17 protein-coding genes are annotated in these 22,260 nt (G+C 67.1%); 8 read left to right on the forward strand and 9 right to left on the reverse strand.

Going from position 1 to position 22,260, the window contains the following annotated elements; translation table 11 throughout:
- Nucleotides 1-3: 3 nt before the first annotated feature.
- Both ACQPZ2_RS39560 and ACQPZ2_RS39565 read right to left on the reverse strand, forming a co-directional pair.
- Entirely contained in the window at nucleotides 4-3,402 is a 3,399-nt protein-coding gene (locus ACQPZ2_RS39560; protein ID WP_433523063.1) for an error-prone DNA polymerase, read from the reverse strand.
- A gap of 68 nt (nucleotides 3,403-3,470) precedes the next feature.
- Nucleotides 3,471-3,926: a hypothetical protein gene (locus ACQPZ2_RS39565; RefSeq protein WP_433523064.1), complete on the reverse strand. Its 456-nt coding sequence runs from the start codon at nucleotides 3,924-3,926 to the stop codon at nucleotides 3,471-3,473.
- A 153-nt stretch (nucleotides 3,927-4,079) separates the two neighbouring features.
- Between ACQPZ2_RS39565 and ACQPZ2_RS39570 the strand changes: the two genes are divergently transcribed.
- Entirely contained in the window at nucleotides 4,080-5,063 is a 984-nt protein-coding gene (locus tag ACQPZ2_RS39570; RefSeq protein WP_433523065.1) for an SDR family NAD(P)-dependent oxidoreductase, read from the forward strand.
- A gap of 115 nt (nucleotides 5,064-5,178) precedes the next feature.
- Here the strand turns inward: ACQPZ2_RS39570 and ACQPZ2_RS39575 are convergent, their stop codons facing one another.
- Genes ACQPZ2_RS39575 through ACQPZ2_RS39585 form a run of 3 tightly spaced genes read right to left on the reverse strand, consistent with a single transcriptional unit; the run spans nucleotide 5,179 to nucleotide 7,061 of the window.
- Nucleotides 5,179-6,090 carry a sucrase ferredoxin gene (locus ACQPZ2_RS39575; protein ID WP_433523066.1) on the reverse strand — a complete coding sequence of 304 codons (912 nt, stop codon included), beginning with the start codon at nucleotides 6,088-6,090 and terminating at the stop codon, nucleotides 5,179-5,181.
- A complete protein-coding gene (locus ACQPZ2_RS39580; RefSeq protein WP_433523067.1) occupies nucleotides 6,087-6,284 on the reverse strand; it encodes a hypothetical protein in 198 nt (65 codons plus the stop codon). The genes ACQPZ2_RS39575 and ACQPZ2_RS39580 overlap by 4 nt, the downstream gene beginning before the upstream one ends.
- Before the next feature lie 9 nt (nucleotides 6,285-6,293).
- Nucleotides 6,294-7,061 (reverse strand): alpha/beta fold hydrolase, encoded by a 768-nt coding sequence (locus ACQPZ2_RS39585; RefSeq protein ID WP_433523068.1) that lies wholly within the window; start codon nucleotides 7,059-7,061, stop codon nucleotides 6,294-6,296.
- Between the two features lie 278 nt (nucleotides 7,062-7,339).
- Here ACQPZ2_RS39585 and ACQPZ2_RS39590 point away from each other — a divergent pair, with 278 nt between their 5' ends.
- Nucleotides 7,340-8,038 carry a class I SAM-dependent DNA methyltransferase gene (locus ACQPZ2_RS39590; RefSeq protein WP_433523069.1) on the forward strand — a complete coding sequence of 233 codons (699 nt, stop codon included), beginning with the start codon at nucleotides 7,340-7,342 and terminating at the stop codon, nucleotides 8,036-8,038.
- On the opposite strand, the gene ACQPZ2_RS39595 is transcribed toward ACQPZ2_RS39590, so the two are convergent.
- Nucleotides 8,039-9,607, reverse strand: a complete 1,569-nt coding sequence (locus tag ACQPZ2_RS39595) for a DNA polymerase Y family protein (protein WP_433527644.1) — start codon at nucleotides 9,605-9,607, stop codon at nucleotides 8,039-8,041.
- 364 nt (nucleotides 9,608-9,971) lie between these two features.
- The gene (locus tag ACQPZ2_RS39600) at nucleotides 9,972-10,706 is read right to left on the reverse strand and encodes a hypothetical protein (RefSeq protein WP_433523070.1); all 735 of its coding nucleotides are present in this window, start codon (nucleotides 10,704-10,706) and stop codon (nucleotides 9,972-9,974) included.
- A gap of 256 nt (nucleotides 10,707-10,962) precedes the next feature.
- Between ACQPZ2_RS39600 and ACQPZ2_RS39605 the strand changes: the two genes are divergently transcribed.
- The 3 genes from ACQPZ2_RS39605 to ACQPZ2_RS39615 are packed head-to-tail and all read left to right on the forward strand — an operon-like array spanning nucleotide 10,963 to nucleotide 13,590.
- The gene (locus ACQPZ2_RS39605) at nucleotides 10,963-11,565 is read left to right on the forward strand and encodes a TetR/AcrR family transcriptional regulator (protein WP_433523071.1); all 603 of its coding nucleotides are present in this window, start codon (nucleotides 10,963-10,965) and stop codon (nucleotides 11,563-11,565) included.
- Nucleotides 11,558-12,409 (forward strand): phytanoyl-CoA dioxygenase family protein, encoded by an 852-nt coding sequence (locus tag ACQPZ2_RS39610; protein WP_433523072.1) that lies wholly within the window; start codon nucleotides 11,558-11,560, stop codon nucleotides 12,407-12,409. The genes ACQPZ2_RS39605 and ACQPZ2_RS39610 overlap by 8 nt, the downstream gene beginning before the upstream one ends.
- Before the next feature lie 53 nt (nucleotides 12,410-12,462).
- The gene (locus tag ACQPZ2_RS39615) at nucleotides 12,463-13,590 is read left to right on the forward strand and encodes a serine/threonine-protein kinase (RefSeq protein ID WP_433523073.1); all 1,128 of its coding nucleotides are present in this window, start codon (nucleotides 12,463-12,465) and stop codon (nucleotides 13,588-13,590) included.
- 131 nt (nucleotides 13,591-13,721) lie between these two features.
- Here ACQPZ2_RS39615 and ACQPZ2_RS39620 read toward each other — a convergent pair whose 3' ends face one another.
- Nucleotides 13,722-14,357, reverse strand: a complete 636-nt coding sequence (locus ACQPZ2_RS39620) for a response regulator (RefSeq protein WP_040686746.1) — start codon at nucleotides 14,355-14,357, stop codon at nucleotides 13,722-13,724.
- 145 nt (nucleotides 14,358-14,502) lie between these two features.
- The gene (locus ACQPZ2_RS39625; protein ID WP_433523074.1) at nucleotides 14,503-15,906 is read right to left on the reverse strand and encodes an ATP-binding protein; all 1,404 of its coding nucleotides are present in this window, start codon (nucleotides 15,904-15,906) and stop codon (nucleotides 14,503-14,505) included.
- Between the two features lie 153 nt (nucleotides 15,907-16,059).
- Here ACQPZ2_RS39625 and ACQPZ2_RS39630 point away from each other — a divergent pair, with 153 nt between their 5' ends.
- The 3 genes from ACQPZ2_RS39630 to ACQPZ2_RS39640 all read left to right on the forward strand — a co-directional run bounded on the left by ACQPZ2_RS39630 (nucleotide 16,060) and on the right by ACQPZ2_RS39640 (nucleotide 22,224).
- The gene (locus ACQPZ2_RS39630; RefSeq protein WP_433523075.1) at nucleotides 16,060-17,082 is read left to right on the forward strand and encodes an NADP-dependent oxidoreductase; all 1,023 of its coding nucleotides are present in this window, start codon (nucleotides 16,060-16,062) and stop codon (nucleotides 17,080-17,082) included.
- 339 nt (nucleotides 17,083-17,421) lie between these two features.
- Nucleotides 17,422-18,066 carry an MspA family porin gene (locus ACQPZ2_RS39635; RefSeq protein WP_433523076.1) on the forward strand — a complete coding sequence of 215 codons (645 nt, stop codon included), beginning with the start codon at nucleotides 17,422-17,424 and terminating at the stop codon, nucleotides 18,064-18,066.
- Between the two features lie 117 nt (nucleotides 18,067-18,183).
- A complete protein-coding gene (locus tag ACQPZ2_RS39640; RefSeq protein ID WP_433523077.1) occupies nucleotides 18,184-22,224 on the forward strand; it encodes an AAA family ATPase in 4,041 nt (1,346 codons plus the stop codon).
- The last annotated feature ends 36 nt before the right edge of the window (nucleotides 22,225-22,260 follow it).

Genomic DNA, 22,260 nt, shown 5'->3' on the forward strand with positions numbered 1-22,260 from the left:
GCCTCAACGGAAGTCGCGGGATCTGGAATCGACGCGCAGGTCCATTCGCTGCAGATATTCGGCGACGACACTGACCGCGCCCTCGGCATTCTGGACCCGGCCGCGGATGAGCAGGGCGGGCGCGCTCTGGGCCAGGCGGCGATAGCGGGTCCACAGACCCACCGAGCAGACGACGTTCACCATGCCGGTTTCGTCTTCCAGGTTGAGGAAGGTGACACCGGCGGCGGTGGCGGGGCGTTGCCGATGCGTGACGGCGCCGCCGACCAGAACACGGGAGCCGTCGGGCACGTCGAGCAAGCCCGCGGCGGGGATGACGCCGAGCGCATCCAGTTGCGGACGTAGGAATTCGGTGGGATAGCTGCCCGGGGAAATGCCGGTGGCCCAGACGTCGGCGGCGGCCAGTTCGAGTTCGCTCATGCCAGGCAGGGCGGGGGCGGTGGTGGCGGCGCCGGTGCCGGGGAGGCGGTCTGGGCGTTCACTCGCTGCGGCGCCCGCCGCCCACAGCGCCTCGCGTCGAGTGATGCCCAGACAACCCAAAGCGCCTGCGGTGGCGAGGGATTCGGCTTGGGCGACGGTGAGTTCCACGCGACCGGTCAGGTCGAGGAAGGAGGTGTACGGGCCGGACGATCGGGCGGCGACAATGCGTTCGGCGAGGTCGGTGCCGATGTGCCGGACGGTCGCCAGGCCGAGTCGCACCTCGTCGCCATGGTTTTCGACGGTGGGTTCGGCGCGGCTGGCATTGATATCGGGTCCGCGCACCAGGACGCCGTGCCTGCGGGCGTCGGCGACCAGCGACTGCGGTGAGTAGAACCCCATGGGCTGAGCACGCAGCAATCCAGCGCAGAAGGCCGCCGGATAGTGCAGTTTGAACCAGGCCGAGTAGAAGACGATCGAGGCGAAACTCTGCGAATGACTCTCCGGGAAGCCGAAATTCGCGAACGCATACAACTTCTCGTAGATGCGGTCGGCGACTTCGCCGGTGATGCCGTGCAGGTCGCGCATGCCCTGATACAGCCTGTCCTTGAGGCGCTCCATGCGTTCGGGTGAGCGTTTGGAACCCATGGCGCGACGCAACTGATCGGCCTCGGCGGCGGTGAAACCGGCAACGTCGATGGCCATCTGCATGAGCTGTTCCTGGAACAGTGGCACGCCGAGGGTGCGTTTCAGCGAATTCTTCAGCGCGTCATGGTCATAGGTCACTTCCTCGTCCTTGTTGCGGCGACGGATGTAGGGATGCACCGAACCACCCTGGATCGGACCGGGTCGGATCAGCGCCACCTCCACCACCAGGTCGTAGAATTCCCGCGGCTTCAGCCGGGGCAGCGTGGCCATCTGCGCCCGCGACTCCACCTGGAACACCCCCACCGAGTCGGCGCGCGAAAGCATTTCGTAGACAGCGGTTTCCTTCAGGTCCAGCTTGTGCAGTTCGACGGTTTCGCCCTTGTGCTCGCGCACCATATCGATCATGTAGTGCAGCGCGGAGAGCATGCCGAGACCGAGCAGGTCGAACTTCACCAGATCTATCGCGGCGCAATCGTCTTTATCCCACTGCAGTACGCTGCGGCCGGGCATGCGCGCCCATTCGACCGGACAGACATCGGCGATGGGCCGATCACAGATCACCATGCCGCCGGAATGGATGCCGAGATGTCTTGGCAGACCCTCGATTTCGGTGGCCAGCTCCAGCACTTCCGCGGGAATATCGGTGCCGGTTTCGGCGCCGACCCCCGTCCAGCGACTCACCTGTTTACTCCAGGCATCCTGCTGTCCAGGTGAAAAGCCCAGTGCGCGTGCGGCATCGCGAACCGCTGACTTACCGCGATAGGTGATCACATTCGCCACCTGAGCGGCGTATTCGCGACCGTATTTGGCGTAGACGTGCTGGATCGCCTCCTCGCGGCGATCGGATTCGATATCGATGTCGATATCGGGCGGGCCGTCGCGCTCCGGTGCGAGGAAGCGTTCGAACAGCAGCTCGGCGGCGACCGGGTCGACATTGGTGATGCCGATCGCGTAGCAGACGGCCGAATTGGCCGCCGAACCCCGGCCCTGGCAGAGGATGTCGTTTTCCTTGCAGAAGCTGACGATATCGTGCACCACCAGGAAGTAACCGGGAAACTTCATCTCGTCGATGATCGCGAGTTCGTGCTCGATCTGCCGATACGCCTCGGGATTTCCCGACGGCGGACCGTAACGCCGAGCCGCGCCCGCAAGGGTGAGTTCACGCAGCCAGGACGCCTCGTCGTGGCCGTCGGGCACGTCGAACGGCGGCAGGCTCGGCGCGATCAATTTCAGATCGAAGGCGCATTCGCGGGCGAGCGTCACCGCATTCGCCACCGCCTCCGGACAGGCGGCGAACAACTGCGCCATCTCCGCGCCGGAGCGCAGGTGCGCACCACCGGTCGGCGCCAACCAGCCCGCGATATCGTCCAGGCTCCGGCGCGCCCGGATCGCCGCGAGCGCCATGGCACGACGGCGCTGGGCGGGTGCGGCGAAATGCGCTCCGGTGGTGGCCACCACCGGCAGACCGAGACGATCGGCCAGGGCGATGAGGTGGGCGTTGCGTTCGTCGTCCTCCGGAATGCCGTGATGGGTGAGTTCCACGCTCACCCGGTCGGCGCCGAAGCGCTCCGTCAGGTCGCGCATGGCGGCCTCGGCTCGCCCGAGACGGGCGTCTCCCGCCTGCAGATCGCGCTCGAGAGCTTGGCGCACATGACCTTTGCGGCATCCGGTCAGGATGTGCCAGTGCCCGGCCGCCGCCGCGGTGAGCGCGTCCAGGTCGTAGCGGAGGATGCCTTTCTCCCCCGCGGCCATGTGTGCGGCCGCGATCTCACCGGAGAGTCGGCGATAGCCCTCTTGACCGCGGGCGAGCACCAGCAGATGCGGACCGGCCGGGTCCGGCGAGCCGGTGCGCGGCGCCGAATCGGGTGCGCCGACATGGCCGAGCGAATTCCCGAGGCGCGGTGCGTCTTCCGCGGTGCCAAGCGACAATTCGGCCCCGTAGACCGTCGGGATACCCCATTCCCTCGCCGCCTCGAAGAAGCGCACGGTTCCGTAGAAGCCGTCGTGGTCGGTGAGCGCGATCGCCGCCAACCCGAGCCGCACCGCCTCCTCCACCAACTCCTCCGGCTGACTCGCACCGTCGAGGAAGCTGTAGGCCGAATGCGCGTGCAACTCCGCATACGGCACCACCGGACCACCGCTAGCGACTGCTTGCAGGTCGCTCGAAACAACACCGCGCGGTTCGACCGGTTCGGGCCGGTAATCCCCGCGCTTGCGCGACCACGCCGGACTGTCGCCGCCGTCGCCCGGGTACATCGCGTCCGGATTCGTCGGCCCCGGCCGACCGGATAGCACCCGCTCCAACTCCGCCCAGGTAGGCGGGCCGTTGCTCCAACCCATGACACATCACCTCCTCACATAGTCGAACATACATTCGAATCATGGAAAAGGTGTGGGCACCCGCCGAATCAGGCCGCCGGGAGCGGATCCATCGACTTCTCGCCCAGCGCGGCCTCGACCTTGTCCAGGCTGGAGCGGATCACGGCGCCATAGGCGTCGTTGGCGAGGACATCCAGGTGGCCGCGAGCAATGGTCAGCTGCATGTAGGCCACATCGAAGTCGCCGACGCGGCGGTGACTGTCGGCGAGATTGAGGTAGAGCGAGGGCAGGAATCCGCGTAGCCCCTCATCGAGCGGCACACCCGGGCCGAACACCGCGGCCAGCGCGCGCTGATCCCAGTGCAGCGCACCTTCTGCCGTGCCCTGCAGATCGGCGAGGTGATGCGCAATCACGCAGCGCTGCAACGGATCTCCACCGTCGCCGAGCTCGTCCCACAGTTCCGCCAGCATCCGCCGCGCCGCCTCCGGATCACTGCCGGAGAGCCGCACCGCGGCAAAGATTTCCGCCATCCGATCGTCCGCCATGCGCAGAGTATCGCACATATGTTCGATAGATTCGAGGCCGGTTCGAACACCTCGGCGTGGCTCGATTCGAACGCTCGACGTGACGAAGCGCACTTGGCAGGTAAACTTACTTCAGAGTAAGTTCATGCCAACTCGACCTGCAAAGGAGCAGCGATGACCCGAGCTTCCGCTGACGACGCCGACCTGCGCGGGCAGGTCCGGCGCAATCGCCGCAACCGCGACCTGACGGGGCGGCATGTGCTCATTACCGGCGCGTCCTCCGGCATCGGCCGGGCCGCCGCGCTGGCCGTCGCGGATAAGGGCGCCATCGTCTTCCTGCTCGCCCGGCGCGCCGACGAACTCACGGCGGTGGTCGAAGAGATCCGGGCCGAGGGCGGCAGCGCCTACGGATATCAGTGCGACGTAACCGATTCCGACTCCGTCGACCACGCCGTCAAGACCATCCTGGACGAGCACGGCCACGTCGACATGCTGGTGAACAATGCGGGCCGCTCGATCCGTCGCGCCATCCACCGCTCCACCGACCGGCTGCACGATTTCGAACGCACCATGGCGGTCAACTACTTCGGCGCCGTGCGATTGACGCTGGCGCTGCTGCCGCAGATGCGCGAGCGCAAGTTCGGCCACATCGTCAATATCAGCAGTGCGGGCGTGCAGGTGGCCACGCCGCGTTTCGCCGCCTACCTCGCGAGCAAGGCGGCGCTGGACAAGTTCGCCGAGGTCGCGTCGGTCGAAACCATGGCCGACGGCGTCACCTTCACCACCATCCACATGCCGCTGGTGCGCACCCCGATGATCACCCCGAGCGGCGATCAGGGTCCGTCGGAGTCTCCTGAATGGGCGGCCGCCACCATCGTGCGCGCGCTGAGCGAGCGACCCAAGCGCATCGATGTCCCACTCGGCACCTTTGCCGAATACGGCGCACTGCTCACCCCGAAGCTGCGCGACCGCATCCTGCACCGCTACTACCGAGCCATCCCCGACTCCCCCGCCGCCAAGGGCGAGCAGGCGGATACCGAGGAACCGGCGGAATCCCCTGTGCCGCAACGTGAACCGCGTCATCAGTCGACGGCCCGCCGGGTCACCGGCACCGCCCTGCGCCGCGCCGCCCGTTGGGTACCGGGCACCCACTGGTAAGCCCGCGACCTTCATCCCGCAGGGGGCGATAAAGGTCGCCGCGAACGGGATATGGCTGTGGCGAATTTGCCGCAACCATTCCCGTTCGTCGTTTTCGGTGGAGGACGAGGCGGGGCTACTCCCCTGTGGTCAACGGCTGGATCCGGTCGGCCACAATCGCGGTGACCGGTTTCGGGGCGGCACCGCAACTGGCTTGGCGCGGTGGGAATCCGACGGTGCGAGTCGTCACACGCCAGCGGCGGCCGTCGCGGTGGGTTACCACGGCGCGTACGGAATCGGTTGCGGTGGAATCGGTTTCGATGTGGGCGGCGAGATCGTCGAGACCTGCCGAAACCTGTTCGCGGACTGCGATTTCCGCGACCTGCTCAACAGGATGATGACCGCTGCGACCACGCAGTCCGTCCAACGAAACCGTACCGCGCCGCACGGCTTCGACCGCCGCGATGGCGGCCGCGGTATCGACGCGACCATAGGTCAGTCCGGAGGGCAGCAGCACCATGGCGGGTGCGAAGCGATGACCGCCGGTGTGCGAGCACTCCCAGACCCGGTCCGGATAGTCGGCGGCCATATTCGCGGCGATCGGACGACCGAACAGGGCGCAGCACTGATCGCGCTTCCCGTGCGCGCACACCAGGATCAGCGGATCGCGCACGGGCGCGCCGATTCCCGGCGGTGGACCGTTCAGCAGGTTCAGGTCCAGGTCGAGCAGCTGTTTCAGGTCGGTGATCTCGAAGCGTTCGCACCAGGAGTCCCGCGGACGCGAGCTGGCGATCAAAACCGTTCGGACACCGGTGAATTCGTTGCGGCCCGGCCGCCGGATCAGCGTCGGACGAACCTTCGCGGCGGCGGCGCGGGCGGCGAGTTCGGCGGTGATCTCCTGACCGAGCACCTCATCACCGATCACATCCCGACCCCACGCGCCCGGCTGCTCGACGCACAACCACCCTGTCACCCGGGTTGCCGTGCCGGGCAAGGGCACATCGACCGCGGCCGCCGCCGAGCAGAGCATCCCTTCGAATCCGGTCATCCGCCCAACATCTGTCCGTCGGTAAACGCCACGTCCCAGCGACCATCGGCCTTGGCCCGATCGATCTCAGCCTGTCCGGCCGGATGCATCAGCCCCTGCCAGACCCCGTCCACCGAGGCATGGTTGGTCAGCAGCCAGTCGCGGAACGACTGCTCGTCGGGGAAGAACAGAACCGGACGGTCTTGCGCGGGCACCGCTTCACTCTAGATAGCCACGGGTGAGAGCGTCGCCAGGAACGGCAGCACGGTTGTCTCGAATTCGCGGTAGCGATCACGGTGGATGCTGTGACCGCAGGTGAAGGCGGTCACCGCGCAGTTCGGGATGGTGTCGCGCAGAATCGCCAGCTTCTCCGGATCGACCAAGCCGCCGGGACCGCCGCGCAGCACCAGAGTCGGCGCGGTGATGTCGCTGAGCCGATCCCACCACTCCGGATTCGGCTTGCGGAACTGTTCGAGCGCGGTCCGCGTCATCGAGCGATCGAAAGCGAGCACCGCGCGCGGATGCCGGATCAGGCTGGTGGTGGCGTGCCAGAGTTCCGGAATGGTCGGGAAGCGACGGGTCAGCTTCACCTCTTCATCGCCGGAACGCAGTGGCATCGGGCACTCCTCGACGACCAGCCGCCGCACCAGCTCGGGCCGTTCCTGCGCGACACAGGACACCGCATAACCGCCCAGCGAATGTCCGACCAGATCCACCGAGTCCAGCTCCAGGTGATCACAGAGATTCAGCACGTCCGCGCCGAATTCGGCGAACAGATAGGACTCGGTGTGCGCGCTGCGTCCGTGCCCGCGCAGATCGGGAATGACGACCCGCCGCCCGGCCCGCATCAAGATGTGCGCGAACCGGTCCCAGGTATGCCCGTCCCCGCCCATACCGTGCACCAGCACCACCGGCACGCCATCGCCCACCACGGAATCCCGATAGGCGATCCGCACGCCGTCGAGCACAGCCCTGGTCACCGCGAGATCCACGATTTCCGAGAGTACTGTGTTTTTGGCCGCGCGGGCCGCGGCGTGTTCGCGGCCCCTGGTGTCTCGCGTCCGAGCCGTCGAGACTCGCGACTTCGTCGCATGCGCTTCGACGACTCGGACGCGAGACGGGCCGCGAACGGGTCGCTCGTAAGACTCGCTCCGTCGTGGTCACCAGGGCGGCATGGTCCGGGCATCCATTACTCGGCCAGCGAAGCCACGGCGGGTGCGGTGCCGAAATTGTCTGGCGAAGGCCGGGGTATCGCGGCAATACTGCGGCCATGCCCTCCTTCGCCGAATTCGATCGCCGCAACTATCGCACCGTTGACGTCGCCGCCGGGTACGACGGATGGGCACCGACGTATGAGCAGACCGTCATGGACGAGATGGATCTCGCACTGCTGAATCGGCTACGGCGACCGGACTGGAGTGGGGTGCGACGCGCCGCGGATCTCGGCTGCGGGACCGGGCGGACCGGAGCTTGGTTGCGAGAGCGGGGAATTCGCCATATCGATGGCGTCGACGCGAGTGCGGGCATGCTGGCGCGGGCACGCGAGCGCGGGGTGCACACCACACTCGCTCAGGCCGATGTGCGTGACACCGGATTGACAAGTGGCGCATACGATTTGGTGATCTCCTCGCTGATCGACGAGCACCTGGACGAGCTGACGCCCTTCTACGCCGAAGCCTGGCGGCTGGCCGCACCCGGCGGCACCTGTGTCACGGTCAGCTATCACCCGCAGTTCATGATGGTGACCGGCATGCCGACGCACTACACACCCGCGTCCGGAGAGCCGGTTGCGATCAGCACGCATCTGCACTTGATCAGCGAGCAGGTGTCGGCGGCATCCGCGGCAGGCTGGGTGCTCACCGAGATGGCCGAGGCGCTGGTGGATGACGCATGGATCGCGGCCAAGCCGAAATGGGCGGAGCTGCGCGGACATCCGTTCACGCTGGCGCTGGTGTGGTCGCGCACGTAGTCAGTCGTAAAGCCCCTCGGCGCGCCAGGTCTGATCGTTGTAGATGAGCAGCAGGACACGGACGTCGGCCGGTTCACCGGCGAGCTGCACCTGGATGCGGGCGGCGATTCCGGCGCAGAGGGTGGCGGATTCCGGGGTCCACCAGTGTTCGTCCACCGGCCACGGACCTGCCCAGCCCGCAAGGGGCCACTGCTTGCTGCCCCAACGCAGCAGGGCCGGGTCGGCGGTGAAGAGGCCGCGGTCGGTGACCTGCACGGGCGTTCCGTCGGCGGCCTCCAGCCGCACCACCGGACGGTTCACCAGGATCACCGCGGGTGCGGGGCGGGGCAGGCGGCCGGGCCACGGCAGGGCCGGATCGGCGGCCGGAATCGGCTCGTCACCGAGGGCGACCATGGTGATGCGTTCGGCGGGTCCGCGGCCGCCGCTGAGCACACCGACCCGGACCGCCTCGCCGCCGAGCAGACCCTGCACCCGGATCAGGGCGCGGCGGGCCCGCTCGTCCTCCTCCCCGACACCGCCCCAGAGACCGAGCTGAAGTGCGCTCGCCGCAACGACTTCGACGGGTTCCAGGCGCAGCAGTGTGATCGGTGCGGTGGGACGGTCGCGGCGGGTGAGCCAGCCGTCCAGCTGCCAGCGCACCCGATCCGCGGTGCCCTCCGGGGTCAGCGGTTCGGCGCACCGCCAGATGCGCGAAAGTTGTTCGCCTGCCTCGGTTTCCGCGAGCACCGATAATCGGGTGCAGGCCATCGAGGCATTGGACAGCGCCTCGTGCAACTGGGTGGCGAGCATGCGCCCCGCGAAGGCGGCGGCATCGACCCGATCGATCGGCGGCTCGCAGCGATACTGCACCGCCAGGTCCTGCGGCGGACGACGCGCGGACGGCGGACGTTCCGGCACGGCCCTGGCACAGCGATGCGCCAGCACGGCATCGGCGCCGAAGCGGGAGGTGACCTCGATCGGGGTCAGTGTGGCGAAATCACCGATCCGCCGTAACCCCAAGCGATGCAGCAGATCCACCAGCTCGATGCGTTCGGGTGCGGACAGGCTCGGTTCGAGCGCGAGTTCGCGCACCGGCAGTGGCGCCAGGAATCGCGCACCGTCGCCGGGCGGCACGATCGCGGCGAAACGCGCGGCGATCACCGCCGTGGACAATTCGTCGGCAATACCGATCTGCGCCTCCACCCCCACCGCGGCGGCCGCGTCGACGATCCGTTCGGCCGCCGCCTCCTCGGACCCGAAAAACCGGGCGGCACCCCGCGCACCGAGCACCAACAGCCCAGGGCGCAGCACCTCCACTCCCGGCACCGTCGCATCGATGGCCGCCACCACCGGCTCGAACAATCGCGCATCCCGATCCGGATCCACCTGCGCGACATACACATTCGGACACCGTGCCTGCGCCTCCCGCTTCGTCAGTCCACGCCGCACCCCCTCGGCCCTGGCAATGGCCGAGCACTCCACCACCTTATTGGCGAACAGCACCGCCACCGGCCGCGTCGCAGGCACCCGCGCCACCGCCGCCGCCGTCACCGCCGACCAGTCCGGACACCACAGCGCCAGCACCCGCATCCCACCCACCCGACTCGGCCGGATCACCACCCCACCCCTACGGGCACCCCACGCAGCAGCCGGGCATTCCTGGTAGGCGGTGCCCAGTCGCAAGACGGGATCCCCGGTACCACCTGAAACTCGCTGCCGAGCGGCGGCGTGTCCTGGTCGGCAGCACAGGTTTTCGTGTGGTGTGGCCACGACGGCGCATGGTCCTGTGCATCGCGGGAGGGGTGGCCGAGCCTGGCGTGCTCATATGGGCACCGATGTGCACGCGGCGCGGCCAGCCGCGTATCGCGAAGGCGGATCAGGAGGCCGCCGCATCGAAACCCCGAATCGACGGAAAAGCCGCTTCGCGCAGCTGAGCATGGCGTGACGGCCCGACTCATGACGCCGCACCGCGCGCCTCGACGGTCACTTCATCGGCCGCGGCCACCGTTTCCAGTGCCACCCATTCCACTCGACTCACACTGGGGCGCAGTTCGATTCGGCCGCGGCAGGGTGGGCCCGCCTTGCCGCGGACCGCGACCTCGAGGCGGAGCGAGCGGAGACGGCCACGCCCCGCGCCGAGGCCGCCGTACCCGGCGATGCGGGTGTCCACGCGCAGGGACGGATTGGGCCAGCGGCCGTCGGTGACCACCAGGGTGGCCCCTTTGCTGCGCGCGCGGGCGGCGATGACACGGGTGCGAGACGGGGCGACAGCAGCGCCTGCGAGGCCGAGCACCACCAGATCGAGGCCGTCGAGCAATACCGCGGCCACCTCCACCGGATCCGGCCCGGGATCGGCGACGACGGCAAGGCGCTGCAATTGCGCACCCATCTCGACCGCGGCGAGCAGCCCGAGCCGCGGCACCCCGACCACCGCGGCATGTCCACCGCCCTCGGTCACCGCGGCGAGCAGCCCGGCCAGCAGCGAACTCGCACCCGAATAGGCCACCACCGAACCCTTGACCAGGCCGCCATCGGGCAACAGCTCCGCAAGGGCGGGCGGCACCGCGAGCGCTTCCCTGCGCAATTCGGCGGCGTGCGGAATCCGCTCGGCCGCCGCTTCCCCGCGCCCGGGTATCGCCGCCATCCGTCGGCGCAGCTCATCCAGTGTCGGTTTATCCCTCGGCGGCATCCCATTCCGCCGCCTCCCCGCCCCTGAATCCTCATCCGAACCCATCACAACCACCTACTTCCAACGATGGACCCGAGGCGAAGCGCGGCCCGAACCTCCACGATCAAAGGTTCAGCACCGATCCAGCTATCGATCGGTATCGAATATACGTTCGATACTCGCTCAGTAGAAACCCGCCCCCGATTTCCGTCAAGTACGCGCACCGACCGCGATCACTTCGTTGTTTTTGAGTTGAACTCAACTTAGGATCAGAGTCATGAGTGACCAAAAATGGTCCGGCCGCGGCGCGACGGCACGCAGGAGACTGCTGGAGGCGGCGCATGCGGAGCTGAGCGAAACCGGCGAACTCGAGGTGGCCGCCGTCGCCCGCCGCGCCGGAGTCAGCGTCGGACTGCCCTATCGATACTTCGGCTCGCGCAGCGGACTGCTCACCGCCGTCATCACCGACTTCTACGACCGACTCGGCGAAACCGTCACCTATGCGGAATTCGCCGGAAGGGATTGGCGCGAACGCGAACACGCGCGCGTGGTGGCCTGGGTGAACTTCCTCTACGACGATCCGCTCGCCCCCGTCGCGCTCGGACGATTCGGTGACGCCGAGGCGGCGGGCGTGGAACGGCAACGGCTGCAGCAGGCGATCGAGGTCGGCATCCGAAATATGGCGCAGGGCCAGCGCCAGGGCATGGTGCCCGCGGACCGTGATCCGGAACTGCTCGTCGCGGCCGTCCTCGGCGGCGTGCACATGGCAGTTGCGGTGGCGCTCACCCGCAGTCCGCGCCCGGACCGTGCCGTCGTCGCCGATCAAGTATGGGAATTCGTGGCCGGAGCAACCGGCTCAGGAAGGAAGAACCATGAGTAATGCACAACCAGAGGTCGAACGACTCGAGGACCTCGCAGGCGACCTGTCCCGAACCCATCGCACGGTCCACGAATTACGCGACGTCCCCGCCGCGCAGGTGGACGCCGATCTCGCCGCCCTCGATCGCGACGGCTACGTAATTCTCGAGGGCCTGCTCGACTCGGCGCAGTGCGCGGCACTTCGCGAAGAACTCCTGCCCTTACTCGGCCCGAATGGGCGAAATGCGTTCGAGGGCCACCGGACTCAGCGGCTCTACAGTGTGCTCGGCAAGACGCGCATGGTCGATCGGCTGGTCGACCATCCCCGCGTGCTCGCCCTACTGGATCGACTTCTGCTGCCTGGATATCTGCTGTCGCAGTTGCAGATCATCAATATCGCCCCGGGCGAAAATGCCCAACTCCTGCATCCCGACGACGGCTTCTATCCGGTGCCGCGACCACGAAAGGCATTGTCGGCGGCCACCGTCTGGGCGATCGACGAATTCACCGCCGAGAACGGCGCGACGATGCTGATCCCGGGCAGTCACCGCTGGCCGGACGGTCGGATACCGCAAGAGAACGACGTCCGCGTGCCCGGTGTCATGCCCGCCGGATCGTGCGTCTTCTTCCTCGGCACCCTCTGGCACGGCGGCGGCGCGAACCGCTCGGCGAGCCCGCGATTGGCCGCCACCGCGCAGTACTGCGAGCCGTGGTTACGCACCCAGGAGGCCTTCACCCTCTCGACCAGTCGCGATACGGTGCGCGCGGTCTCGCCCGAAATCCGGCGCATGCTCGGCTACAGCATTCACCCGCCCTTCATCGGCATGGTGGACGGAATGCACCCGGATCGCCTGCTGACGCAATAACCGGCACGGCGCGAATCAGGCCAGCTGGCCTCGTTTTCCGCTACCCTCGCACCGTGACCGAACGCGCTCGTCCCATTGTCGGCCCCGATTATCTGGTTGCCGGCCGCTACCGTCTGCAGTCGAAACTGGGCGGCGGCGGTATGGGCGCGGTATGGCTCGCACACGATCGTCTGCTCAACCGGGACGTCGCGATCAAACAGGTGCTCTCCACCGCCGGACTCCCGGAGGCGCAGGCCAACGAGATCCGCAACCAGATCATGCACGAGGGCCGGGTCGCGGCCAAGCTCTCGCACGAGCACGCCATTGCCGTCTACGACGTGGTGCTCGAGGCCGGCGAGCCGTGGCTGGTGATGGAACATCTGCCATCACGCAGTGTCGCAAGGGCATTGGCGCTGGTGAACGCACTGCCGCCGATCGAGGTGGCACAGATCGGGGCACAGGTCGCCGATGCGTTGGCGGCCGCGCACGCCGCGGGCATCGTGCACCGCGATATCAAACCGGGCAATATCCTCGTCGCCGACCGCGGACCCGTCGTCGGCATGGCCAAGCTCAGCGACTTCGGCATCTCGCGTGGTGCGACCGACAACTCCGACGAACCGGACGGCGTGATCACCGGCACCCCCGCCTATCTCCCCCCGGAGGTGGCGCGCGGCGCGCAGCCGACCACGGCCAGCGATGTGTTCTCCCTCGGCGCCACGCTCTACACCGCGATCGAAGGGCAACCGCCGTTCGGTATGGACGACGACACCGACGCCGTGGTCTATCGCGCGGCCATGGCCCAGATCATCCCGCCCAGCCGCAGCGGCATGCTCACCAACGCGCTGCTGCACATGATGGAACCGGCCCCGCAGCGCAGGCCGACCATGGCCGAGGCACGGGACGAAATCCTCACCGCCGCATTCGGTCCCGGCACCGGTCCGTATATTCTCGGCGCTCCGGTGCGCACCGAGGACGGCACCATTCCGGCATGGGCGGCCCGCAATTCGGCATCGGGCCTGCGCAGTCCGCACTCGACTCCGCTGCCGCGCCCGCATCGCGGCAACCCGTCGGGTCCAGCGGCCGCCGCACCCCAGCGCCCGAAGGCGAAGTCGAAGGAAGCGAGCAATGCCCCGCTCGCCATCGCCATCGGCCTGCTGATCGGCCTGATCCTCATCATCGCCGTCATCATCGCGATGATGTGATCGCTGCGACCGGAATCTGCTGCGCCACAGCTTCTTAGTTGCCGCGCGACTTCACGCCGCGCGCACGAATCGGCGCGGCGCACGAATCGGCGCGCGGCTAGGAAGTGCGCGGCAACCGGAATGCTTGCGGCTCAGTCGATGCGGCGGCGGTGCGCCCAGCGGGTGAGTGCGTTGCGGTTGGACTGCTGAGTCTTGCGGAGCACGTTGGAGGCGTGCGTCTCGACGGTTTTCACCGAGATATAGAGCTTCTCCGCGATTTCCCGATAGGTGTAGCCGCGGGCGAGCAGCCGCAGCACTTCCAGTTCGCGCGGGGTGAGCGAATCCAGTTCGGGATCCAGCGGCGGCTCCGGGACCGGCGATTTTCCGGTGAACGAGTCGAGGACGAAACCGGCCAGCCGCGGACTGAACACCGCATCACCACCGGCGACCCGCCGAATGCCATCGGCCAGTTCGGATCCCGAGATCGTCTTGGTCACATAGCCGCGCGCACCCGCGCGGATCACCGCGATCACATCCTCGGCGGCATCGGAGACGCTCAACGCCAGGCATACCGGACCGTCATCGATGCCTGCCAGTACCGCGACCCCACCGCCGTCGGGCATATGCACATCGAGCAGTACGACATCCGGACGCGCGGCATTGATTCCGGCGACCGCCTCGGCCACGCCCCCGGCCTCTCCGACGACCTCCATATCGGTCTCCCGGCTCAATTCGGCCCGCACACCGGAGCGGAATACGGCGTGATCATCGACGAGAAAGACCCGCACGGTCACCTACTTCTCCTCACCCTCGGTGGGTCGACCCACCCTGACGCGCGGACCGCCCGCAGGCCGCCCGCACTTCATCGGTACCACAATTGCCACCGCAGCCGTCGTCATCCGAGCTACGACCTGCGTCGCATCATCGGGGCGATCACTTGGCGTTGCGAACTGTCTGTCGTACTCCGTCGACCTGATCGTCGCCGACCGGCTGTTCCGCCTCGGCCCGGTCCCGATCGGCACCGGAGTCGGTGCGCGGCATGATGATCCGCACCTCGGTGCCCCGACCGGGCGTGGACAGGATCTCCACCTGACCGCCGCGCCGCTCGATTCTGGCGCGAATGGATTTCGCGACACCCCGCCGATCCTGCGGCACCGCCGCGATATCGAATCCGGCCCCGCGATCGCGCACGAAGATGCTCACCTGATGCGGTTCCGCCTCGGCGAACAGATCGATCTCCGGGACGCCCGCATGTTTGGCGGCATTCACCAGCGCCTCCCGGCTCGCGCCGAGCAATGCGGTGAAATGCTCCTTCGGCAGGCCCGACCCGCTGTCGGCGCCGTCCATCGTCACATCGCCGACGGTGACCGGAGTCACCTTCACCCCGTGCTGATCCTCGACCTCACCCGCGATCGTGCGCAGCGCCGCGGCCAGACTCGACTGCGCGGGCCCGGAATCCTCGAAGAGCCAGCGGCGCAGCTCCCGCTCCTGACTGCGCGCCAGCCGGGCCACCTCTTGCGGATCGTCGGCCTGACGCTGGATGAGCGCCAACGTCTGCAGCACCGAATCATGCAGGTGGGACGCGATTTCCTCGCGTTCCTCATTGCGAATGCGGGCCGCGCGCTCGGCATTCAGCGCGCGCATCATGCGCAGCCACAGCGGCACCGTCAGCAGACCGGCGCCGATCAATGTGACCGCCACCGCGATCAGCGCGGAGCCGAGCGAGCTCAGATCGATCCTGGCCAGCACCACCACGCCGAGTCCGAGCACGATCATGGTGATCCCGGCGACGATGCGCGACCAGGTCACCACCGAGGGTCGCGCGGGCAGCCCGAGCAGCGAGCGCGGGCCGTCGGTGTCGTACTCGCGCCAAACCAGCGCCGCACCCACCGCCACCACGACGATCGGCACGATCACCTTCGCCGCGGTACCGCTGAACAACCACGACACCCCGACCGCGAGCCCGAGCCCGAGCAGGGCCAACCCGATCGCCTGACGGCGCTCCTTACCGGTCGGCTTCACCGCATCGTGGCCGCCCGGGGTGAAGATCCACAGCATCCCGTAGGCGACGATCCCCGCCCCCGCCAGCGCGGACAGCAATACGAACGCCATCCGCACCTTGAACACATCGAGCCCGAGGTGGTCGGCGATACCGCCGGCGACACCGCCGACGATCCGGCCACCCGAACGCCGCACCATCCGCGGATACGGCGGTGTCGGCGGCAGGGCCGGCGCGGCGCCGAAGCGGCCGGGGCCTGGCGTGAACCCGGGCGCGGCGCCGAAACCCCGGGGATCGGCCCCCCGAGCAGCATCGAACGCGGGCACGGACGGGTACATGCCTTCGATACTGGCACGACCCACCGACACCGACCATCAGGAATCACCCTGATCTCGGGCTCAGGAAACGCTCGGTAATGCCGAATTCCGTGCGTATCGGTCACAGTGGAAAACGGTTCGAAGACTGCGATGTGTGTGATTTAGCATCGCCGAGTGGCGGAGACGGTGAACCGGCAGTGGATTTTGCGGAGGCGGCCCGACGGGGCGTTGCGGGATGGGGATTTCGAGCTCAGGAGCGTTCCGGTTCCGGCTGCGGGGCCGGGGGAAGCCCTGGTCAGGGTGCATCGGCTGGGTATTGATCCCACGCAGCGTGGTTGGCTCAACGATGCGGACAACTACATCGATGCGGTCCCGGTCGGCACGGTGATGCGGGGTAGCGGGGTGGGGCAGGTGGTGCACTCGAACACTCCGAGCTATCCGGTGGGCAGCTGGGTCGCCGGTATGGTCGGCTGGCAGGATTACGCCATCGCGTCCGAAGGTGGCTTGTTCGGGCTGAACGTGGTGCCCGACGGTGTACCCCCCACGATGATGCTGAGCCTGTTCGGAGCGCCCGGCTTGACCGCGTACTTCGGCATGACGGATATCGGCCGGCCCGAGCCCGGCCAGACGGTGCTGGTGTCGGCTGCGGCCGGTGTGACCGGATCGATTGCGGGACAGATAGCGAAAGTTTTGGGCTGCACTGTCATCGGCACCGCAGGCGGTCCGGACAAGTGCAGCTGGATCACTGATCACGCGGGCCTGCATGCCGCCATCGATTACAAACATGATGACATCGACGCCTGTTTGACCCGCATGGCCCCGGACGGTGTCGACGTCTTCTTCGATGGTGTCGGCGGCCGCGTTCTGGAGCATGGTCTGGCGCACCTGGCGCCCGGCGCTCGTGTTGTTCTGGCAGGTGCTATCTCTTCCGGGTATCAAGGTGCGGACCCCCAGTGCGGGCCGCGGAACTACATGCAGCTGGCCATGCGCCGGGCACGCATGGAAGGGTTCATCTTTCTCGACTATCTCGGCCGTTTTCCGGAGGCGTTCGCGGCGTTGCGCGACTGGCACGACCGGGGCGAGCTCACCATCGCCGAAACCGCAAGCAGCGGCTTGGAATCCGCACCGAGTGCACTGCGCGCTGTCTTCGAGGGCGGCAATCTCGGTAAGCAGTTGGTCGACATCGTGGAGTCCTGAAACAGTCCGGCCGAGCCGAACGCCGCCAGCACCGATCCCGGTAAACCTGTCGTCACACCGATGCCGTCCGGTCCGGACAAGAAACCCGCGCTGACCTGTCGTTCTTATCCGCCGCTCAGCCGTCGCGGGAGGCGCGGAGCGGACCGGATGCCGATTCGTGCTCCGCCGGACCGGATAACTGGTCCCGAACGCATCTACCAGTACTTTTCATACCTCCACCGGTCAACGGCCGCGGCGGCGCACCACCGCGCGCCATACGTTTCTTCCGGGGCGGAAACGTCCCACTGAACGCAGGGGACTCGCGCCGCAGGGGGCCGAGCACAGGTTCGGGGAGGAATCATGAACATCAAGTCGGTACTGCTCACCGCCGCCACCTCAATCGGAATCGCATTGGCGGGTATGCCATTCGCCGCCGCCCAGGGGATGGCGCCGCACGAGAAGAACTACTCGGGCCCGGGGGGATTCGAGCTCACCGTCGGCCACATGGACGAACAGTTCCGCCCGGTCCCCCCGCTCAATGGAATGCCGACCAACCGAGAGGTATTCCTGGACAACACCTTCTACGGCACCATCCCCGCGAATGCGACGGGCACCATGAAGGCGGGCTATCTGGTCGCCTGTGCGGTCGATCTCGATCTCACGGTCGATATCCAGGCCGGGATCGGCTTCGACGCCGGGTTCAGCATCGGTGTCAGCGGCAGCGGCGACTCGACGTCACCGAACTTCGATGCCAGCATCGGCCCGAAAATCTACGGCGGTGTCAGCCTCGACATGTCGATCGGCCCCGGCGAGATCAAGCCGATCGAAGTGGGCACCAAGGCACTGGCTCTCGGCGGCACCGGCTATCTGGTCAGCCACGACTATCACCTGGTGGTCAAGAACTGCGGCGGCCCGCTCACCATCCAGTCCTATGTGACCCTCACGGCCGACACACCCGAGGTCACCGCCGCCGACGCGGTAACAGGAGACCGGATCTTCCTGTAATCCGGCAGTCCAAGGGCGGCGGTGCGATCGACGATCGCACCGCCGCCCGACTCGTACCTGTCCTCGAACCGGCTAAATTGTCCCTATGTTTGTGTCGCCCAAAAAGATCGGGCGCACGTGGTAGCAGGGGACACCACCGCCGAGGCCCGGGGGGAAATCCGATCACCGCGTGCGGTTTTCGCGCAACGGTTCGCCGATCTCTATGCGGCCGCGGGCAACCCGACGCTGCGACGGGTGGCCACGGCGGCCGGAGCGAGGATGCGGGCCGCGCAGGGGACGCGGGCTGCCGCGAGTGCTTCGGTGCAACGGATCAGCGATTGGAAGGCGGGGCGCAATGTTCCGGCTCGCTTCGAATCACTGCTTCCGGTGGTGCTCACCCTGATCGACCTGGCCAAGAAGGCCGAGTCGCAGGTCAGTCGGCAGTTGCTGGAAGTGCGTGAGTGGCAACGGCTCTGGCAGGCCGCCATCGCCTGGACACCGAATGACGAGGACGACGCGGGCTGTCCCTACCTCGGCCTCACCTCGTATCGCAAGCAGCACCGGGACCTGTTCTTCGGCAGAAGCCGATCCACTGCCGAACTCGTCGATCTGGTCCAGGGCGCCGCCGCTGATGCGGATGGCGTCGTCGTGCTGATCGGCGCATCGGGTGCGGGCAAGTCCTCGCTGTTGGCCGCCGGACTCATACCCGCCGTCACCGACAACTGGTCGACCGCCACGATGACACCCGGGGCGAGGCCGCTTCGCGCGCTGGCCAAGGCTTTTCACGCGGACAACACGATAGCCGAGCCATCCGCCGACGAGGTGTGCACGGCGCTCGACCAGTGGAGCGCCGACCAACGCCGACTGCTCATCGTGGACCAGTTCGAGGAACTGTTCACCGCCTGCCCGGATGAGCGCGAGCGCGAAACCTTCCTGAATGTCTTGGACCGCTGCGCCACTCGGGCCGAGGATGCCCTCACCGTCGTCATCGCCCTGCGCGCCGATTTCTATGCCCAGTGCCTCGACTACCCGATCCTGCAGCACGCTCTCGAACACCGGAGCTATCTACTCGGCCCCATGTGGCTGGACGAACTGGACCGAGCACTCATCGGGCCGGCCAACCACGCCGGGCTCGAACTGGAGTCCGGCCTGGCGGAACTGGTGATCACCGAACTCTGCGGACTGGGCGATCACGAGAACCGCCAGAGCTACGATCCGGGCGCACTCCCGCTGCTGTCGCACGTCATGGCCGCCACCTGGCAGCACCGCGAAGGTCGCAAACTCACCGTCGCCGGATATCGCAAGGCGGGCGGTGTCATCGGCTCCATCGCCGCCACCGCCGAACAGGCATGGAGCGAACTATCCGACACCCAGCAGTCCTCCGCGAAGGATGTGCTGCTCGGACTCGTTGCCGTCGCCAATGATTCGCGCGATACCCGGCGCATCGCCGTCCGTCCGAACCTGCTGCAACGCACCACCGACCCGGTATCCGCCACGGCCGCACTGGAACTGCTTGCCCGCACGCGCCTGATCACCCTCGACTCCGACTCGGTGTACCTGACCCACGAGATCGTGCTGGACGCGTGGCCGCGACTGCACACCTGGATCGATGAGGACCGCGTCGGCTACCTGGTCCGGCAGCGGCTGGAAGCCGATGCCGCGGAATGGGATTCGACCGGGCAGGATCCCTCACTGCTCTATCGGGGCACCCGGCTCGAGACCGCACTCGGTCATGTCGATCCACCCGCGGTCGGCGGCCAGATCCGCACTTTCCTCGAGCATTCCCGAGCAGCGCGAACGCATACCCGCAGACGGTCGTCGGTGACCCGCGTAGCCCTCGCCATGCTCGGCGTCGGCCTACTCGTACTCGGCACGGTCGCCTACGCGCAGGCCGAGCTCACCAAACAGCAGCGCAACGACAAGAACTTCGGATCCGTACTGGCGGAGGCGGATCGACTACAACAAATCGATCCATCGCTGTCCGCGCAGCTATATCTCGTTGCCGGACAACTCAGGCCGGGCGATCCGGAGGTGCGGGCACGGTTGCTCGCGACCCAGAACCTCGCCCTCGCAACACCATTTGTCGCACACGACGAGGGAATCAGGACCATCGCGTACCGACCCGATGGCCGCGTGCTGGCTTCCGCGAGCAACGACAACACCATCCGTCTCTGGGACGTCGCCGATCCGCGACATCCCCACCCGCTGGGCGAGCCGCTACGCGAATCCCCTTCCGGGGCGATGTCCATGGCATTCAACCCGGATGGCACGGTGCTCGCGACCACCGGCACTTCGGCGCGACCGCAGCTGTGGGATGTCCGTGATCCGGCGCATCCCCGGCTGTTCGGATCACCGCCGACGGCCACCGGCGACACGGGTTATCTGGTGTCCTTCAGCCCGAACGGACGGACGCTGGCAGTCGGGTCCATGCGCGACAAAGGCATCACCCTGTGGGATGTCGGCAACCCGGCCGAACCGATCCAGGGTCGGTTCATCCCCGCGCCGCGCAATCGGGACCTGTCCACGTTCGCGTTCAGCGGCAATGGGCGGTTACTGGCGGTCGCGACCAGCGACTGGGACCGCAGTATCGCTACGGTCGAATTGTGGTCCGTCTCGGCCACAGGGGAAATCACCCGCGCTGGAACACCATTCGAGGTGCCCCACGATGTCGAAGCAATCCGGTTCAGCCCTGACAACACCGTCTTCGCTCTGGCCGGTCCACGCCTGACCGTACGACACACCTACGTCAGCGTGACCCAGTTGTGGGCCGCCGATGATCCCGCCCACCCGCGCCCGCTCGGAAATCCGCTGGTGGATAACGTGGTTCAGCAGCCGGTCCCCCTGCTCGCCTTCAGCCCGGACGGCCACACACTGGCGACCGGTGGTGCCACCGGAGCGAAACTATGGAATATCGCCGATCCCGCCCAGCCGACCCCGCTGGGCGCCCAGCTGTCGGCGATTCCATCCCGCTGCCTCAACGACGCGAGAATTCCCACCCGATGTACCGGTGAACCGACGGGGCTGGCATTCAGCTCGGATGGAAAGATTTTGGCCGTCGGTGGCACCGAGGGAGTCGTGCGGCTGTGGTCCCTGGCTCCTGCGGTTCTCGATGGGCACACCGATTGGGGCCGGAGTCCGATATTCGATGCCACCGGCACCCGAATGGTGAGCGATTCCAGCGACGGCACATTCGTCATATGGGATACCGGTAACCCCCGGGAACCAATCCGGATCGGGGAATTCCGGGCGAAACCGGGATCATCGATCCGGGCCCTGAGCCCTGACGGAAAGTCCTTGATAGCGCGGGACGGTCCGACGGGGCCGATGTTCCTTGTCGACCTCTCCGACCCGGAGAACATTCGGGTATCGGGCGACTGGCAGGCCGCGTCGTCGCAATGGTCGCGCCTGAGCTTCAACCGCGACTGGACCCTGGCGGCGCAGACTGTGGATCCCAAGGTCGATACTTTCCAACTCGCGAACATTGCGGACCGCTCCCGGCCGGTGCTACTCGGAACACCGACGTCCGTGGCTCCCGCGCAGGTCCAAGCCATCGGATTCAATCCGACCGGGCCCACCCTCGCGATCATCGAGTCGACCCTGTCCGAACCGAGTTCGCCGGCGATGGCCCTGCGAACCAGGCTGGCACTGTGGGACATCTCGAACCCGGACCGCCCTGTCCGGATGGGTACGTCCCCGCCGGAGCACTCGCCGCTGATGCTCGACGTGATCATGCACCCCGACGGCCGCACCGCCGTCACCGTCGCGAACGAAACCTTCCAGGTCTGGGACATCAGTAACCCGGCATCGCCAGAGCCGATCGGTGACCGGGTCACCGCACATAATCTGGCGATCAGCTCGACCTCGTTCAGTCCCGACGGCAAGACGATGGCCACCAGCGGAAACGACGGATCGGTGCGGTTGTGGGACTTCACCGATCGCCGTCATCCCCGCCTCACGGCCAGTTCCATCGCACCGCCCGGCCCCAACGTCTGGTTCATCCAGTTCCATCCACAAGGCGACTATCTGTCCGCCTCGAGTAGCGGTGGCGAGCGTCGACTGTGGGATCTGGACGAGCAGCACGCGATCGAACGCATCTGTCATGCCACCGCCACCCTCATGACGCCCGAACTCTGGCAGCGCTACCTGCCCCAACTCTCCTACCGTCCGCCCTGCGACTAAACAAGAGACCGCTTGGTCCAAAGAGATCAGAGATTT

Source organism: Nocardia pseudovaccinii (assembly GCF_050942345.1).
GTDB lineage: Bacteria > Actinomycetota > Actinomycetes > Mycobacteriales > Mycobacteriaceae > Nocardia > Nocardia pseudovaccinii.

Coding starts and splice junctions, on each gene's coding strand:
- ACQPZ2_RS39560 (WP_433523063.1), bottom strand. CDS start 3,402: ATGGGTTGGAGCAACGGCCCGCCTACCTGGGCGGAGTTGGAGCGGGTG.
- ACQPZ2_RS39565 (WP_433523064.1), bottom strand. CDS start 3,926: ATGGCGGACGATCGGATGGCGGAAATCTTTGCCGCGGTGCGGCTCTCC.
- ACQPZ2_RS39570 (WP_433523065.1), top strand. CDS start 4,080: ATGACCCGAGCTTCCGCTGACGACGCCGACCTGCGCGGGCAGGTCCGG.
- ACQPZ2_RS39575 (WP_433523066.1), bottom strand. CDS start 6,090: ATGACCGGATTCGAAGGGATGCTCTGCTCGGCGGCGGCCGCGGTCGAT.
- ACQPZ2_RS39590 (WP_433523069.1), top strand. CDS start 7,340: ATGCCCTCCTTCGCCGAATTCGATCGCCGCAACTATCGCACCGTTGAC.
- ACQPZ2_RS39595 (WP_433527644.1), bottom strand. CDS start 9,607: ATGCGGGTGCTGGCGCTGTGGTGTCCGGACTGGTCGGCGGTGACGGCG.
- ACQPZ2_RS39600 (WP_433523070.1), bottom strand. CDS start 10,706: ATGCCGCCGAGGGATAAACCGACACTGGATGAGCTGCGCCGACGGATG.
- ACQPZ2_RS39605 (WP_433523071.1), top strand. CDS start 10,963: ATGAGTGACCAAAAATGGTCCGGCCGCGGCGCGACGGCACGCAGGAGA.
- ACQPZ2_RS39610 (WP_433523072.1), top strand. CDS start 11,558: ATGAGTAATGCACAACCAGAGGTCGAACGACTCGAGGACCTCGCAGGC.
- ACQPZ2_RS39625 (WP_433523074.1), bottom strand. CDS start 15,906: ATGTACCCGTCCGTGCCCGCGTTCGATGCTGCTCGGGGGGCCGATCCC.
- ACQPZ2_RS39635 (WP_433523076.1), top strand. CDS start 17,422: ATGAACATCAAGTCGGTACTGCTCACCGCCGCCACCTCAATCGGAATC.